Source organism: Anabaena azotica SJ-1 (assembly GCF_047275885.1).
Classification (GTDB): domain Bacteria; phylum Cyanobacteriota; class Cyanobacteriia; order Cyanobacteriales; family Nostocaceae; genus Trichormus_B; species Trichormus_B azotica_A.
Map to the genome: position 1 here is coordinate 2538432 of NZ_CP178454.1, position 16967 is coordinate 2555398.

The window sequence follows — 16967 nt, forward strand, 5'->3', positions numbered from 1 at the left end:
TTTGATTTTTTAAAAATCATACAATACTTTTCCGCTTTTCTTTGGTTTGCACAACAAAATATTTTTATTTTTGAACCAGAGGAAAGCGTTTCTGATTTTGACTTTTTCCACCCATAATGCTACGGAAATACAACCCACCAATGCTTAATAAAAACCCCAAATATCCTACTGCTTGCACTATATAAAGTTTATCTCTGTAACCAAATAAAGACCTAAGAATAATTCCAGGGAACTGCTCATCAGGTAATATTTTGGAAGTATTCCAAACTATTGGACCTAAGATGCAAGAGTGAACTTTGGTAAAGTGTTCATAATAGAAACAAAGATTTTCTGAGGAGCGACTGCTCAGGGCAAGATTAGCTGTAGCTACATCAAAACTTTGTAAAGCTGAAACTACTAAACCAGCCACAATTAAAACTAATAAAATGCCCATTACTTGGAAGAATTGGCGAATATTAATTTTTACACCCCATTTAAATAATAAGACACCCATTGCTGCTGCTACTCCTAAACCACCAATTGCACCTAAACTGGGTAATAAACCTTGTTGAAAATTTGCGGCTACAAATAAAACCGTTTCAAATCCTTCTCGGATAACGGCTACTAAAACTAAACTAAACACTCCCCAGCCAGCATTTGAATTTTGTGTTAATGCTTCTGTAACTGCTCCTTCAACTTGTGCTTTCATAAATCTGGCTTGTTTCGTCATCCAGATCAGCATCCAACTGAGCATGACTATTGCTAATAAACTAAATACCCCTTCTAAAATTGGTTCAACTACAGAAGTGTATTGAGGATTAATTGAGCCGAGTATTTTAATTAGCCAAGTGAATAAAACACCTATCAAAGCACTGACGAAGATACCAACAGCAACACCAGCGTATACCCAAAAATTGAGTCGGGATTGTTTAGCTTTTTTTAACAAAGCTAGGACAATACCTACTACAAGGGCTGCTTCTACTCCTTCTCGCAGGGTAATTACAAAAGTAGGTAAGGCGGTACTAAAGTTCATAGTTATTAGTCATTGATCATTGGTCATTAGTCATTGGTCATTAGTCCTTGAACTAGTGACCAATAACTTGGAAATATTAGCTAAAATCGCGTAACATTTTTTTCAGCTCGAGATTGTGCATCTCTTCTTGTCCAATCATGCCGCGAGCAAATTCTTCTAGATAGATGCTGGCATCAGTAACTGTTTCTAGAAGACTTTTGTACATATCTAGTGCTTTCTTTTCATGGGATAAACTTTCTGTCAAGATATCCTTAACTGTATGTTTGAAAGTTTCTTCCATTGGGGCGATTCTCAGTGTAGGATGTCCCTCTAAACCTGTGAGAATTTCTCCTACTTGTTGAGCATGAAGCAGGGATTCACTAGCTTGGGCTTTGAAAAAAGCTACAATTGGGATGCGGTTTGGACCAGTTACCATCAATGAATAATGGGTGTAGCGGACTACCCCAGCTAGTTCAAATTCCATGATGGAGTTGAGTATGTCAATTGTTTTTTGGTGGTCGAGTTCTTGCATCAGTTGTTAAGATAAGCAAAATTACAAATGAAGATTGATTAGTTATCAGTTATGAGTTAGAAGCTACACTTTTCTTATGTATTGAAAAATTAAACTATCCTGACTCTTAACTTCTAACTGTTTCGTCTCTTCTCACTCATTTTAAACTTGTTATTCTGTGTTTCCAAGGGTGAATAAATACTAAATTTGTGCTTTAGTATTAGTTTTTTCCAATACTTTTTGAGTGTTTTCCTCTATAGTTTTCACTAGTTTGGTAACATCATCAGGAGTTTTAACTGCTTGTGCGGGTGGGATAGCAGCTGGCCAAACTTTTAATAGTTCAGTTAAAGTAGTGTCTATAGCTTTGTGCGCTTCAGGATGCGCTTGTAACATTGGGCTGGAGATGGTTTTATATAGTTCATGGGAGTAGATTACAAAGCCGCGAGAATCCTGATATTCTATTGGGGCGCTAATCTTGCCACTGGCTACAGCTGCGCCATATTCGGCGTTAGCTGAATCTAACAACCCGTTGATTACCTGTAGTACAAATTCTGGTTTTGAGCGTTGTTCAGCTGGTAAGGCTGCGATCGCACCATCCAAATCTGCCATCGAGGTAGTAAAATTAGTTTTAATTTTGGCATCTTTAGGATTAGACTTGACTAAGTTAGTCAAACTCACCAAATTGGTTTTAAATTCCTTGACCTTGCGCTCATTGAGTTGTTCTTCAACATCAACATAAATCTCCTCAACTGGGTGTCCAATATGAGGTTCAGCTTGTTTCGGCTGATTCTGTTCTAGGAGTTCTTTTGCTACTAAAAGATGACCCTTCATTAATCCCAATTTTGTCATGTAGTCAACATCTTTAGCTTCTCCTGACAGAACCACTTCCTCTACAGTTACCATATCTTTAATTTGGTCAAACTGTTGCTGAGTAATTACTTTTTTGGCAACTAAATCTTCTGGAGAGGCATAAGGACGACTAGCTTGAATTTTGTTAGATAAGGCTGGAACACCTAGTTTAGCTTCAAATTTATCCAATTCTGACAAAATAGCACTATTAATATTAATTTTGGCTTTACTACCGTGACCATCGTGGGTGGTAGTTTCTGTAACTATTGCTGGACTTGATGTTGATTTAATGTCCGCTGATGGTGTTTCTCCACTACAAGAACTTAGAGAAACAATGAAACAAGCAGCAATAGACAAAAATATGTACCGGGATTTGATCATTTTTTCTCCAGGATTGGGAATTGAGTAAAATTTGTTTCTGGTACGTCAGTCAAAAAACTGATAAATATTTACAGTAGTCATTTATAGGTATTTATCATAAATGCAAGTATTTATCAACTATTTTCTTGAACATCGAGTATAATTTAATTATTTTTTAAAATTAATACCCTAATTAATGCCCTAAATTTATAGCATTGAAACTTAACTAAAAGCCATGTTAGTCTTTTCCTGGTGTCTAAGGTGATTAACAATATTCTTCACTTGTTCACTACTGAGGTCTTCTTGTTTACTAACTTGTTCAATACTGGAATTATGAACTAGATAGTAAATCATTTCTTCGTATCTTTTTGTGTACTTTCTGCGCCAATTAATAAATTCAAGTTGTTCTGTGACATAACGTTGACAAAATCGACAATAAAACTGACGACGTGGTAAATTCAAGTAAACTTGTTTACCAAAAGTGGGTAAATCTCTAACTAAAATAGGTCTAACTTGATGTAATTCTGCTGTATATTTACGGCAATGGGGACAGTGAATTCCTGAGACGATAATGCTCAAATTAAAACTAACTGAACTGTCTGAATAATGCCAAGATTCTACTGTTACTCCTGGTAAGTTTAGTAAATTGCTTAAATTTTCTTCCATCTTCACCTTTTTTCTTAGGAATGAACACCCTGGTTTAAATTACTATAAGTATGCCCAATTAATATTTGCTTATATAAATGCAAATAATTCTCAAAATTGAGAAACAAGAATATTTATTTATTGGCAAGGATACTTGAAAGTTAGGTCAGGTTTGCTTGACGGGAGTTGTAATATCTTTTTCGGCTATGACTTCAAACTGTCCCATACATCCGTTTTCCGCCAAAACATCCTGATGCGGATGAAACATATACTTACCCGGATAACGAAACGCAAATTCCAAAATATGCCTTTCTGCGACACCCATAGTCAAAACATCGGTTTTCTCGCTGGGAGTCATAGTCATTCCAGAACGATAAACATCAAAAAAGTTAGCGTGGAGGTGAAACGTTACAGCATGGTCAAATTCAATCATATTCAGAACATATAAACGAATTAATTGATTTTGATAAATTTGAATAGGATTGTGCATATAATGATGTGGCAATCCATTAAATGCATAATATTCATTCTGGTTATCATCATTTATGTCATATCCTGACATGATTAAAACTATTTCATCCGCAGGTGGACGAGGTTTAGGAGGATCAATAATAAACATTCCATATAACCCCTTGGCAATGTGACGAGTTACAGGTTCGACATGACAGTGATATAAATGAATGCCATAGGGTTCGGCATCAAATTCATATATAGTTGCTTTACCATTACTAATCGGACGTACCCCATCCATTTCTGAAGGATGTACACCATGAAAATGCAAAGAATGGGAATGTCCAGCTTTATTGAGAAAAAGTATTCTTATTCTTTCGCCTTCTTTAGCTCGTAATGTTGGACCGGGGATGCGTCCATTTAAGTCCCAAATATTGTATGAAACAGCACTGTTAATCTGAATAGTAGAAGTACCAGCCGTTAACTGAAATTCTCGAATAGTACGTCCATTTTCACGCTTAATAGTCCCATAATCAAAGCTTCGTAATACTTGCATGGGGTTAGTAGCATCATGAGAATCAGGCATTTCCATTGGTGGTATTCTCACAGAAGCACCATCTTTTACATTGAGGAATTGCAATAATGCTCCTGTACCTGCTACTCCACCAGCAAATAGTCCTAGTTTCAGGACTTGACGACGATTCCAAAGTTTATCTTTACTCTGAGTAAAGTGATCAGACATGAGGTTAATAGGGATACAATCTAGCAGTAAATTGCGAATAATTAGCAATTAGTTTTATGCATAGTATAAAAAATAGGAATTTTTGTCAATAAGTTGGAAACAGAAATGTGAAAACGATGCAAAGCAAAGAAAGTGTTAGGATTTGTGGATATTGGTTGGGTTAAGGATACATAGCAGAACTCAGGAGTAAAAGCCGCTTGATGTTTGACAGCGCCGCATGGCTTATAGCTATAGCTTGTACCTAATGCACTTGCAATCTGTTGTATCTTGATTGTCACTTAACGACAAAATAGACTTTAATTTGATAAATTAGCTTTCATTAGTTACGGGAGTTCAAAAATGACAGTTTTTTCTTCTAGCTCAGTATTACAGAAAACAGCAGGTATTACCTTATCCAAGCCAGTACAGGTAACTCTTTATATGTTGTTATCTTCCTTAGTAATTTGGACTGCTTTGTTTTCTACTTATCCTGCGGCTCATAATGCAACACACTCAGTACGTCATCATACGTTAGGTATTGGCTGTCACTAAAACATATTAGACAGCAGAATTTATGAGGGTTTAGCAATGCTAAACCCCTACAGTTAACATTAGATATGACTTCATTGATATGTAATTTGCTGTAACTAAAATATTCTTCTGCTTTTATCTGTCAGGACTTACACAACTGGCTCATTGGTAAGGTGCTTTAGACTGCGTAAATCTAGTAAATAAACAGATTTTTGGTGTGACACGCAGCTTTAGTATTTATCTGTGTTTATCTACGCTTCATATCTAATTAACCATGAAAAAATATCGACTTTTTGTAGCTATCAGTGCTGTTTGCATTAGCTTATCAATTCTTTATTCTTTAGTTGGTGTTTCCCAAACTCCTAAATCTAAAGTGATACTTTCCACTAATCCACCGTTAGAGCGTATTTTTCCATTTGAAGCGGCAACAGAAAAAGCACAATCTCCGGTAATGTTTACTTTAGAAGCTGTTGATGCTAGTGGTAAACCTTTAGAAAATGCTGTAATTAATTTAGAAATATCTACACCAAAAACGACTCCTTGGTTAACAACAGATTTCCCAATGGTGGAAGGAACGAAGTTGTTAGAATTGGAAGTAGCTGCCCTAAGAGGTAAACTAGAATTTCAGCAGGTTCTACCAATTCGTGGCAATTATGAAATGTTAGTAAAAGTTGCTCCTTTGGTAGCTAATGCTTTTGCTCCTTATCAAGAAGATTTAAAATTTCATGTCCGAGAAAATCCTGTTAAATATAAATATTTTGCGATATTGGCAGCAATTTTATTATCAATGGGATTATTAGGTGGTTGGGTCATTGGTGGACAGGAAGAATTGAGGGATGGAGAGATTGCTCCTCAATCTGTACGGTTGTTATTAAGTGGGTTAACTGTAATTGCCATAGTGACATTGTTATTTATTAATATCACTGCGGAAGTGGCTCAAGCTCATGGAAGTGAGCATGATCATAAAATAGAAAATATTGCCCCAGCAGTCGTAAAATCACAGGATTTAGATGTGAAAATTGACGGTGATAAAAATGCAACTGTAGGGAAATTGGCGAGTTTATCTGTTGAAGTCAAAGATAACAATGGAAAGCCGATTAAAGATGTGATTTTAGATGTGAAATCCATCGCTTTAGAGAATGATTTAACGGTTTTTGCTTATAAAGGATTTACCAATCAAGAAGGTAAATTAGTATGGCGATCGCAATTTTTTGATGGCGCACCTCATAAAGTAGAGGTAGAAGTCAGTAGTAGTCAATTTTTACCTGTTAAAGTAGCGCAATTGGTGGAAGTTGAAGGAATACAACCACCGATGTTAACACGGTTAATTAGTTTATTTTACTTGACTGCAATTGTGGGAATAGGTATGATAATTGGTTTGGTAATGCAGGAATTGAGAAAACGACAATTGAGGGGAATTTAGAAATTTATAAATATGCGAAAAATAGGGGTTTAGCAATGCTAAACCCTTTTAATTATTCATTGAGGTGAGATGAGCGATCGCACTCTTCTGTTATGATTCAGTTTTTCTTACATAAATTGTGACCTACTATACAAACTCACAAATATTAACAATAAAAAAAATAAATACAAGATTCACAGTATTTTTTATCATAAATATTCCCTAAGTAACACCCAAAAAATCATTAAATAAGTCATGGTATAAACAAGAGAAAAGAGTAATTCTCTTGCTTAAATTAGTGTAAAGAAAACACAAAAATAGGGATTTTCATGCATATACCGGATGGATTCGTTTCTGTACCCGTAGCAGGTGCTACCAGTTTAGCCAGTGTGGTAGCTTTATTTATCGCCGTCAAGCGATCGCAAACAGCATTTGGTATTCGTCGCGCCCCCATATTAGGCTTAACCACAGCCTTTATTTTCGCCGCCCAAATGATTAATTTTCCAGTTGCAGGAGGCACTAGTGGACACCTGTTAGGAGGAACATTAGCCGCCATTATTTTAGGTAGTCCTTGGGCGGGAATGTTATGTATAGCTACAGTATTAATTATTCAAGCTGTACTATTTGCTGATGGTGGAATTACTGCTTTAGGTGCAAATATTCTTAACATGGCAGTGATTGGAGTTTGGACGGGTTGGATATTAACCCAAACCTTACAAAAACTGCTAGGAGGTTCTCAAAAACGCCTACCCTTAGTGGGGGGTATTGCTGCTGCTTTTAGTGTTGTTGCTGCTGCTATAGCTTGTGCCATTGAATTAGCCTTATCAGGAACAGCACCAGCTACAGTTGTTTTACCAACTATGACAGGAGTACATATTTTAATTGGCATAGGAGAAGGTTTAATTACTGGTGGTGTATTAAGTTATTTAGCCACAACCAGACCAGATTTATTACCCGGAGAAGAACAAAAATTTCAGGGTTGGTTAGTTCCCATTGTGAGCATTTTTCTCATAGCTGGTGTACTTTCCCTATTTGCTTCCGCATGGCCAGATGGATTAGAAAAAGTTGCTGAAACTGTAGGTTTTATTAACTTAGCAGAAGTAGTAAGAGTGAATGTACCTACACCATTTGCAGATTATGGAATTGCAGGTTTAGGGCAAATAGGTACAAGTATTGCTGGGTTATTAGGATCAGGGTTATGCTTTGGAGTAGCCTTTGGAATTGCCAAAGTTGTGAAAACACATAATGTTTAATCTTTCATTGCCTTTACGGTTGCAAGTGTCCCTAATAATTGTGATTGGGACAGCGTTGTTAAAATATCATGCTTGGTATAACTTAATTGGATATGCGGCGATCGCACTGATTTGGACTTGGTCTTTACAAGTATCTATTCCCAAATTAAGCCGTTTACTAGGCTCAGAATTAATTTTCCTTTCTCTAGTCGCCCTACCCTTGGGATGGGAACGAGCCAGTTTTTTACTTCTGCGTTCCCTCATTTGTCTCATTACCATGAACAGCTTTTTATTGACCCTACCCCCTCACAGTTTTGGCATTGCCTTAAAAAGTCTACCCATACCCGCAGCATTAAAAGAAAACCTAATCCTAGCTGGACAATACCTAGAAATATTACTCTCAGAAGTAACACGAATGCAGCGCGGCGCACAATTACGAGGTTTAAATGGTACAGGAGGATGGCTACGTTATGCCAGTGCATCCATGATAGGTGCATTATATTTGCGTACCTTAGATAGAGCCGAAAGAGTATACACAGCAATGTTAACTCGTGGTTATAACGGAAAATTACCCCTAGATTCCCCCCTCAACCCCAAAGAACGCTTTATCCTAATAACAGGGGGAGTAGTTGCGACTTGTATCACCGTTAGTTCTTATTTGTAGGTTTATTCTCCCTATCCCAAACAACAAGTGCCTAAACAACATCCCCCACGCAAAACCGTTAATATTTTGAGTTACTAATCTTGACATCCTTAACTTCTCATCCCCAAATTTCCATTTCTCAACCGCATACATCTGTAGTTGAAGTACAAAATCTTGTATATGCCTATCCTCAGCAACAACCAGTATTAACAGAAATTTCCTTTACATTAAATGTAGGCGATCGCGTCGCCTTAATTGGTGCAACCGGTTCAGGAAAAAGCACACTCCTAGAAAACCTCATCGGACTCAAACAGCCTCAAAGCGGCAAAATTACCATCAATGGTATTCCCATAGCACCAAACACCCTACCCCAAATTCGGCGACAAATAGGTTTCAGCTTCCAAGATGCCAACGACCAATTATTTATGCCCACCATCCTAGAAGACATCACCTTCGGTCCCCGTAACTATGGCATTTCCCCCGCAGCTGCCAAAGACAAGGCACAGCAACTATTAGCCGAATTTGGACTAGAAAAATACGCCCACCGTTCCGCCCACGAACTTTCCGGAGGACAAAGACGACTAGCAGCCCTAGCAGCCATCTTAGCCCTAGATCCAGCCATTCTCATCTTAGACGAACCCACCAACGGACTAGACCCAGCCTGGCGAAAACATTTAGCCCAAATATTATTAAAATTACCAGTGCAAGTTATATTAATAGCCTCCCATGATCTTCACTGGTTAGGAAAAGTCACTCAACGCGCCCTAGTCCTGTCCGGTGGTAGCATTCAAATAGACAGCCATATTCAACCATTGTTAAAAGATGGCACAAACTTAGAAAGATTAGGTTTACCAATAGATTGGTAATGGGCAATTAATTATAGCGGTTTTCACTTATCTCTCCCTGCTTTCTCTTCCCTGTCACCTGTCACCTGTCATCTGTCACCTGTCACCTGTCACCTGTCACCTGTCACCTGTTCCCTAATTAGCAACTTGCGCTAATATGAATGGAATTTTACTGCTGTTGGGATAGTTCTATTTATTGTGTGTAAGTATACCATTATTGCTCCTCTAAGCCTGAGTATAGCTTTGTTAATGACTGGTTGTAGCGAGAGTAAAATCTCCCAGTGTCAACGATTGGTTAAAACCGTTAATCAAGGAACATCTTTGATTGACAACAACAAAGGAAAACAAGTAACAACCAGTTTGCAACTATCCAAAGATTTGCAAACTGTCACCAAATCAATTCAAGACTTAAAATTAACAGACCCTAAACTCCAGGAATTTCAAACCAGTTTTGCCAAAGTTTTTGACAATCTCAGTCAAGTCATTGGCAAAGCAGGTAAAGCTCTTGGTTCAACCAAGACAGCCGAAGCATCCTCCGCTGGTAGAGAAAAAATCCAACAAGCCAGAATAGATATTGATTCAGGCTTGACAGCCGCCGCAAAAACCGTTGGTAAACAATCAGATACTTTCGGGAATAAGTTGAATGAATATTGTAGTCAATCCCAATAAAGAAGTAGCCGGGGTGTAGGAGTGCAGGAGTGTAGGGGTAATTCATAAATTGCCCCTACGCAATAATCTGGTTTTGGCTCACATTGTGGGTAAGTTCTACCTTACTTTCTGTTTCCTATTCCCTATTCCCTTACTCTGAAAAGTTATTAGATATGAAAACAGAATTAACAGAATTAATAGCCATAGTTATCCAGGTATTACAAATCAATATTCGTTGGATGACTTGGAATTTATTTCTGGCTTTTATTCCTTTAGGTTTGAGTGTTTGGCTGTTTCGTCACAAACGCGGACGCTCTTGGGTTTGGTGGTTTGGTTTCTTAGTTTTCTATGCTTTTTTACCCAATGCACCTTATTTATTAACTGATGTGATTCACTTAATAGATGATATCCGCAGAATTCAATCAATATGGATAATTACATTAGTCTTATTTCCTGTTTATTTCCTAGTAATTCTAGCTGGATTTGAAGCTTATGTAATTTCGCTCATAAATTTAGGTCATTATTTACATCGTATTGGTAAGAGTAAATGGATTTTTGGCATTGAGTTGATAACTCATGCTCTCAATGCTATAGGTATTTATTGGGGAAGGTTCTTGCGTTTCAACAGTTGGGATTTTATTACTCAACCAGATGCCATACTGACTAAAGGAGTTGAAGAACTTCTCGGTAAACAACCCTTAGTAATTATAACTATTAGCTTTGTGATTCTTTGGGGATTGTACTGGTTGATGAAACGAGTCACTTTAGGGTTTATGAATAAAAATATCAATTCAGAATCTAACCCTCACATTCCTAAAGCTGGCTAATTATCCATCTAAAGAAGGGAATATAAATCGGTAATTGTTTATCAAAAGAAAGATGCAAAAATACCACGTCTGGGTTTCAAATAAATCTAGATTATGCAAATTTATGGACGTGGATTAAATATATGGCGATCTTGTCTATTGATGAACTTAAAAAATTAGTCGCAAATCCCCAACCTCCCTGTGTATCTCTATATATGCCTACACAGAAAGCAGGGGCAGAAATTCGACAAAATCCCATTCGCTTCAAAAATTTAATTCGGGAAGCTGAGGAACGGTTAGATGCGATAGGAATACGCCACACTGAAGCAATTAATTTTCTCCAGCCAGCGATGGAACTGGATAGGGGTGATTTCTGGGAACATCAAGATGAGGGATTGGTAATTTTTATTTCCCCACATCTCTTTCATTACTATTGTGTACCAATTGAATTTCCAGAATTAGTAGTAGTAGGTAAGCAATTTCACATCAAACCATTGCTACATTTAATTAACAATGATGGTAATTTCTACGTTTTGGCTTTGAGTCAAAAAGATGTCAAATTTTTTGCAGGGACAGGTCATAGCTTCAACGAAGTTCAAGTAGAAAATATGCCACATCGTCTAGTAGAAACTCTCCTGGAAGACGAGTTGCAAAAAGGTGTACAGCATCGTGTTGGTACACCTAGAGGCGGAAATGGTAATCCTGCTCAACATCCAGGTTCAGTTCATGGACAAGGTAGCCCTGATAGGGAAAAACACGAAGAAGATATTTTACAATTCTGCTATGCTGTTGATACCGCATTACATGATCAATTAAGGGAGGAAAAATCGCCTTTAGTATTAGCAGGAGTGGAGTATCTGTTTCCAATTTACCAAGAAGCAAATACTTATCCCCATTTGTTAGCGGAAAGCATTAATGGTAATCCAGAAATTATCAATCCAGAACAATTACATGATGAGGCTTGGCGAATTGTTGCACCTTCATTTCAAGAAGATAAAAGGGCAGCGATAGAATTGTATGAACAATTAGTTGGTGAAGGTACTGGAAAGGCTACTGATGATATCAGAGAAATTATTCCAGCGGCTTACTATCAGAGGGTTGATTCTTTGTTTGTAGCGGTAGGTGAGCAGAAATGGGGAAAATTTGATGCAGAAACAACGACTGTGGATTTACACCCCGAACCAGAACCAGATGATGAAGATATGTTAGATTTTGCTGCTGTTCACACAATGTTAAATGGTGGCAGAGTTTATACTCTAGAATCTGAAGATATGCCAAGTGGGGCAATAGTGGCAGCAATTTTTAGATATTAATTTTTAATGGTGTGTTGTCATCGCTAGACGATGCACCCTACAATATCGGTGCATACCCAAGAGCATAATTTTTTGGTAAAATTCAATTTACAAATTGCCCAGTTGCTTCCGCGCTGCTGCTAAAATAATACGTTGTTCTGCACGTGCGATCGCACCATAAGTCCTTTCCACTGCTTCTGGTTCTACAGAAATAGAGCTAATGCCCCATTCTACCAATTTATCAATGATTTCTGGATAAAGAACTGGCGCTTGACCGCAAATTGAACAAGGAATACCCCCATCTTTAGCCATCTTAATTAATTGTGCGATCGCACCCATCACAGCCGGATGACGTTCATCAAAGATTTTGGCTAGTTCTCCTTGCTCCCGATCTACTCCTAAAATTAATTGCGTTAGGTCATTTGTGCCTATAGAAATACCCGCTACACCAGCTTTAATATATTCAGGTAATAAAAACAGCACACTGGGAACTTCTGCCATCATCCATAATTGAAAATGGCAATCTTGAGTTAAACCAGCTTCCTCAACTTTACGACGACAAAATACAAATTCTTCCACCGTCCGCACAAACGGTAACATCAGGTGAATATTACTAAAACCAGCTTGTTGTACAGTTGCTAAAGCTTTCAGTTCCAATTCAAAAATGGTGGGATTGCGTACATAACTTAAAGTACCTCGTTCACCCAACATAGATTGTACTAAAGATGATGAATTATCATTCCATGATGGCAAATCAGGCGATCGCCAATCCAAAGATCGATAAAAAACTGCTCTTGGTGCAAAAGAACAGGCAAATTTCCTGATTTCTTGTGACCATCGTTCTAATAATTCCGTCTTTTTCCCATCCAAAAGCCAAGCATGGGGATTTTGTCCCTGCAAAATATTTAACACCATCAATTCTGAACGTAACAATCCCACCCCATCTACAGGTAAACTTTGCACTTGCGAAATCAGGCTAGACTGACTCAAGTTAACCAATAGTTGAGTAGAAATCATAGGTATTTGAGGAGTTAGGGGTGTAAAAGAGCTTTTGAATTCATTCCCTCTGCTCATCTGCTCATCTGCTCCCCTGGCTTCTTCTCCATCCCCTCTATGAGGATAAACTTCACCTCTGTCACCATCAAGCAGTAATCTTTCCCCCGTTTGAATCAGCTTTGTAGCACTTACGGCACTAACTACCGCTGGTATCCCCAATTCTCTTGATAAAATAGCCCCATGACTCGTTAATCCACCCCGTTCTGTAACAATTCCTCCCACTTGATGTAGTAAAGGCAACCAATCAGGAGTGACAGATGGCGCAATTAAAATTACTCCCTTGGGTATGTGTTCTGGTTTTTGTTGGGAATTAGTAATTACATAAGCAGTGGCCATCACCCTACCTCTAGATGCTCCTATTCCTTTGACGAATTGGAAATTGGTAATAATAGATTGGGGATGGCTAACTTGAGTAATGTAGAATTTGGGGGTTTGATGCTCTTTAGCAAGAGTCCATTTCATCTTTACCTTTGTACCTAGTTCACTAACTAATTGATTTCCTAACCCAATTAGTTGTTGTAAGTATTCTTCTGATAAAGCATACTGTTTTTGTTCATGCTCACTCAGTAGGTAAGTAGATAAACAGTTGTGATCTTGCATCAACAATGATGAAGTGTGAGATTCTTCAGCAGCAGCAACCCCAGAATCATCAACACGATAGGCAAGAATTTTATTTCCTAAGTGTTTTTCCTTGACAACTCCTGTTTTTTCATGGATGTAGTAAACATCCGGTAATACTTCCCCGTTAGTAATTGCTAATCCTAATCCCCAAGTAGCTTCAATTTCCCATCCTGATTTGTTGGTGTGGAATAAACCGGAGGCGATCGCATTTTCCACAGGTTGCACTAATACAGCTAAATTAATTTGTTGTACGTTAATACCTACACGCTGCCAGTACAGTAAACTTCTCGCACGAAACAACTGACTCCAAGTTAATTTTAATGCTTGTGCGATCGCCTCTTCATTACAAGCACAAAATACCGACTCCAATAAACCAGAAAGATTCTTCTCACCCTTGCTAGTATTGGGTAATGCCAGACTTGGACGCAAAATTAAACTATTATTTCCCCATTGTCTAGCAGCTTGAAAAATTCTACTTACCCAATCAGGTGCGACATCAGCCGTGATAATTTCCTGACGTAAGCGGCCAGCTACCTGTTGAAGTTGTCGCCAATTCTCTACATCCAAATGTAATGAAGAATGAGGTAAGTCCGCAACCAACGCCTCTGAACTATTTAGGCTTTCTAGAAATTCTTGCAAAACTTCACCAGATACCACAAAACCCGGCACAACAGGGTAGCCTAGTTGTTTTATTTTACTCAAATAAAACGCTTTTTCACCCACTTTGGCACGATCTTGGAGTTTAATCTGGTCAAGCCAGTAGAATTTATCCACTCAATTTGTTAGGTATCATTTATTCAAGTGTTCGGACTCAGTTGTCAGTTATCGACCCGCTGACCCTATGGTAAAATAGAAAGGGTGTATTTTTTTATTATGCCGTACTGTACTAGTACAGCGTAAATAGAGCAACCATTTAAAACAGACGAAAAGCCTAAGTTATGGGTCGGATGAAATACAATGGAGGGCAAAGAAACTACTAATTTTGCGATTTAATGACTGTATTTCACTCAATTGCATACCGCTATATTGTTGCTCATAAATTATAATTAATTGACAAACCCTTATTATATTGCCAGCAATGATTGGCTAAACATCTCTTTTCGCCTTTGTCTAGCATTGCTCATTGGCGGCATAATTGGCTTAGAACGCCAAATCAGGCATAAACCAGCAGGTTTAAGAACTCATATGTTAGTCAGTTTGGGTTCTGCTGTATTTACTATTACTGCTATCCAATTCGGTGGACAAGAAATCAGTGCTGACGCTATGAGCCGCGTTGTTCAAGGAATTGCTGCTGGGATGGGATTTCTGGGTGCTGGAGAAATTTTGCGCGAATCCTCTCAACAATCACAATCAATTCAAATTCATGGTTTAACTTCCGCCGCAGCTATCTGGGTGGCAGCTGCTTTAGGCATTACCTCTGGGTGTGGTTTATGGCAGCTAGGGTTAATTGCTACTTTCTTAACTGTTTTAGTTCTGAATTTATTTAAAAAATTAGAAAAATTTTATTAACTCCAGTTGCTAGTCATCTGGTTGAAACTGGTAATGGGCAATGGGTGATAAAATCCCGATTTATGGAAACCCAGTGGCTTTTAGCCTCGCTCGGAACAACTTCTTAGAATCCCCTCAGCTTTAGCCAGGGGAGAGCTATTCCCAGTTAGTATAAGGCTCTGATTAAGAATTCTACCTTCTGACTCCTGAATTCTTAGAATAGAACTAATGTTTTGATGAAAATTTCCACTTCTGGTCTAGTTTGCAAAATTGATTTGACTAAATCAATAAATTCTTGATCCGTATCCTGATCATTTTTCACTATTTTACTAGCTGCATAAAAACTGATATCATCAACTACTAGTTCATTTGTAATGCCAGTTTTTAAGATTGGTTGTTTACTACACCAAGATAGAGATTTACCTCGCAATGTAAATTGAAACCAAGTAATTTCTTGATTATTTAATTCAAAAAAGATATCAAAATAAGGTTCTCCTCCTTGAAACCAAATTCTCTTTATACCTTCCTGGGAACTTTGTTTCAATAATGTTGGTTCAATTGCTCTTAAGGAAGCACCTAAAGATGCGATCTCATTTTTATCTAATATATGGTTTCTATAATTCATATAGCAGGGAACAGGAAACAGGGAATAGGGAACAGAGTTGAAAGTCTTTTAGTGTATGGATTTTTGACGTTAATTGTGTATCTCATTCAAGTGCATACCGCTATATTTAATTTGTAATTGTTCCTGTTTGGACATATAAAATTTGTGAAGATTTTAGCCACTGAGAATCAAAAGCACCTAAATGAGTGGTAGTGATTAGGGTTTGAAATCGGTCTTGGATGGCATCAAGTAATTGATTTTGACGAAATGGATCTAACTCAGCTAAGACATCATCTAAAAGAAGTAATGGGGATTCATTAATTACTTCTTCAATTAATTGTAATTCGGCTAATTTTAAAGCCAGAACTAAAGTTCTTTGTTGTCCTTGAGAACCATATTGACGTGCAGGTGTTTGATTGATGCTTAATTCTACTTCGTCGCGGTGAGGTCCAACTAAGGTAGTGCCTCGGTGCAGTTCAGCCGCCGTTCGCTGTTGAATTTTGCCGAAAAAAGCTTGCTGCACTTCTTCTGCATGGTTTTTTACTAGGGGTACATTAGGAGCATACTGGATTTGTAGAACTTCTGTACTACCACTTATACTAGCGTGCCAGGCTGCGGCGATGGGTGCTAATCTTTGAATAGCTCTGTCACGTCTAATAATGAGTCTTGTCCCTGCGGTGACTAACTGTGCATCCCAGATGGAAAGTTGTGACTCTTGACTTTTAACTCCTGACTCCTGACTCTTTTTCAGAAAAGCATTTCGTTGACGTAGAACTTGGTTATATTGCTGCAAAATGTGAGCATAAACTGGTTCGAGTTGAATTAAAAGGGTATCTAACCAGTTACGACGATTTTCAGGACTGCCCCTTACTAATTCTAAATCTAAACTGGAAAATTCAACTGCATTGAGAACGCCGAGAAAATCCATTTGGCGGCGGACTGTTTCGCTGTTGATGGCTACACGGCGGCGAGCATGACGGTGTAGAGTTATGGATAAATCTATTGTACCTACGGCTCGTTCTAGAGTGGCATTAATTTGAGCGATAGCTTCTCCATCTCTAATTAAATCGCGATCGCGTGCCAATCTGTGCGATCGCAATGTTGCCAACAATTCTACAGCCTCCAACAAATTCGATTTTCCCTGAGCATTATTACCCACTAAAATAGTTTTCGGTGCAGTAAATTCAACTTTTTGGTCTTGGTAATTCCGAAACTGTCGGAGGTGTAGAGTTTTAAGATACATATACAAAAATTAAAACTTAAAAAATTTTC

Annotated in this window: 17 protein-coding genes; 9 read left to right on the forward strand and 8 right to left on the reverse strand. The window is 38.0% G+C overall.

Going from position 1 to position 16967, the window contains the following annotated elements:
- Positions 1 to 64: 64 nt before the first annotated feature.
- From ACLLO5_RS11170 to ACLLO5_RS11190, 5 genes are all read right to left on the reverse strand, one after another.
- Positions 65 to 1012, reverse strand: a complete 948-nt coding sequence (locus ACLLO5_RS11170; protein WP_413175507.1) for an FTR1 family iron permease — start codon at positions 1010 to 1012, stop codon at positions 65 to 67.
- Between the two features lie 76 nt (positions 1013 to 1088).
- Positions 1089 to 1523 (reverse strand): ferritin-like domain-containing protein, encoded by a 435-nt coding sequence (locus ACLLO5_RS11175; RefSeq protein ID WP_413175508.1) that lies wholly within the window; start codon positions 1521 to 1523, stop codon positions 1089 to 1091.
- A 180-nt stretch (positions 1524 to 1703) separates the two neighbouring features.
- The gene (locus tag ACLLO5_RS11180; RefSeq protein ID WP_413175509.1) at positions 1704 to 2732 is read right to left on the reverse strand and encodes a ComEA family DNA-binding protein; all 1029 of its coding nucleotides are present in this window, start codon (positions 2730 to 2732) and stop codon (positions 1704 to 1706) included.
- 201 nt (positions 2733 to 2933) lie between these two features.
- Entirely contained in the window at positions 2934 to 3377 is a 444-nt protein-coding gene (locus ACLLO5_RS11185; RefSeq protein ID WP_413175510.1) for a transposase family protein, read from the reverse strand.
- A gap of 145 nt (positions 3378 to 3522) precedes the next feature.
- Positions 3523 to 4548: a multicopper oxidase domain-containing protein gene (locus ACLLO5_RS11190; protein ID WP_413175511.1), complete on the reverse strand. Its 1026-nt coding sequence runs from the start codon at positions 4546 to 4548 to the stop codon at positions 3523 to 3525.
- Positions 4549 to 4887: 339 nt separating this feature from the next.
- On the opposite strand from ACLLO5_RS11190, the gene ACLLO5_RS11195 reads away from it, so the two are divergent.
- The 8 genes from ACLLO5_RS11195 (at position 4888) to ACLLO5_RS11230 (ending at position 11947) form a co-directional block, all read left to right on the forward strand.
- A complete protein-coding gene (locus ACLLO5_RS11195; protein WP_413175512.1) occupies positions 4888 to 5079 on the forward strand; it encodes a CbtB domain-containing protein in 192 nt (63 codons plus the stop codon).
- A gap of 253 nt (positions 5080 to 5332) precedes the next feature.
- The gene (locus ACLLO5_RS11200) at positions 5333 to 6481 is read left to right on the forward strand and encodes a hypothetical protein (RefSeq protein ID WP_413175513.1); all 1149 of its coding nucleotides are present in this window, start codon (positions 5333 to 5335) and stop codon (positions 6479 to 6481) included.
- Positions 6482 to 6789: 308 nt separating this feature from the next.
- Positions 6790 to 7713 carry an energy-coupling factor ABC transporter permease gene (locus ACLLO5_RS11205; RefSeq protein ID WP_413175514.1) on the forward strand — a complete coding sequence of 308 codons (924 nt, stop codon included), beginning with the start codon at positions 6790 to 6792 and terminating at the stop codon, positions 7711 to 7713.
- Positions 7706 to 8356 (forward strand): energy-coupling factor transporter transmembrane component T family protein, encoded by a 651-nt coding sequence (locus ACLLO5_RS11210; protein ID WP_413175515.1) that lies wholly within the window; start codon positions 7706 to 7708, stop codon positions 8354 to 8356. Before ACLLO5_RS11205 ends, ACLLO5_RS11210 begins: the two co-directional genes overlap by 8 nt.
- An 80-nt stretch (positions 8357 to 8436) precedes the next feature.
- Complete coding sequence (locus ACLLO5_RS11215) at positions 8437 to 9201, forward strand: energy-coupling factor ABC transporter ATP-binding protein (protein ID WP_413175517.1); 765 nt, start codon at positions 8437 to 8439, stop codon at positions 9199 to 9201.
- Positions 9202 to 9429: 228 nt separating this feature from the next.
- Positions 9430 to 9849, forward strand: a complete 420-nt coding sequence (locus ACLLO5_RS11220) for a hypothetical protein (RefSeq protein ID WP_413175518.1) — start codon at positions 9430 to 9432, stop codon at positions 9847 to 9849.
- A 152-nt stretch (positions 9850 to 10001) separates the two neighbouring features.
- Positions 10002 to 10655 (forward strand): DUF1361 domain-containing protein, encoded by a 654-nt coding sequence (locus ACLLO5_RS11225; RefSeq protein ID WP_413175519.1) that lies wholly within the window; start codon positions 10002 to 10004, stop codon positions 10653 to 10655.
- 122 nt (positions 10656 to 10777) lie between these two features.
- Complete coding sequence (locus ACLLO5_RS11230; protein WP_413175520.1) at positions 10778 to 11947, forward strand: hypothetical protein; 1170 nt, start codon at positions 10778 to 10780, stop codon at positions 11945 to 11947.
- 87 nt (positions 11948 to 12034) lie between these two features.
- Here ACLLO5_RS11230 and ACLLO5_RS11235 read toward each other — a convergent pair whose 3' ends face one another.
- The gene (locus tag ACLLO5_RS11235; protein WP_413175521.1) at positions 12035 to 14377 is read right to left on the reverse strand and encodes a putative PEP-binding protein; all 2343 of its coding nucleotides are present in this window, start codon (positions 14375 to 14377) and stop codon (positions 12035 to 12037) included.
- A 276-nt stretch (positions 14378 to 14653) separates the two neighbouring features.
- Between ACLLO5_RS11235 and ACLLO5_RS11240 the strand changes: the two genes are divergently transcribed.
- A complete protein-coding gene (locus ACLLO5_RS11240) occupies positions 14654 to 15112 on the forward strand; it encodes an MgtC/SapB family protein (RefSeq protein ID WP_413175522.1) in 459 nt (152 codons plus the stop codon).
- A 193-nt stretch (positions 15113 to 15305) separates the two neighbouring features.
- Here ACLLO5_RS11240 and ACLLO5_RS11245 read toward each other — a convergent pair whose 3' ends face one another.
- Together ACLLO5_RS11245 and recF are read right to left on the reverse strand one after the other, a co-directional pair.
- Positions 15306 to 15716 (reverse strand): hypothetical protein, encoded by a 411-nt coding sequence (locus tag ACLLO5_RS11245; protein WP_413175523.1) that lies wholly within the window; start codon positions 15714 to 15716, stop codon positions 15306 to 15308.
- Positions 15717 to 15822: 106 nt separating this feature from the next.
- Positions 15823 to 16938, reverse strand: a complete 1116-nt coding sequence (gene recF / locus ACLLO5_RS11250; protein WP_413175524.1) for a DNA replication/repair protein RecF — start codon at positions 16936 to 16938, stop codon at positions 15823 to 15825.
- Positions 16939 to 16967 lie beyond the last annotated feature (29 nt).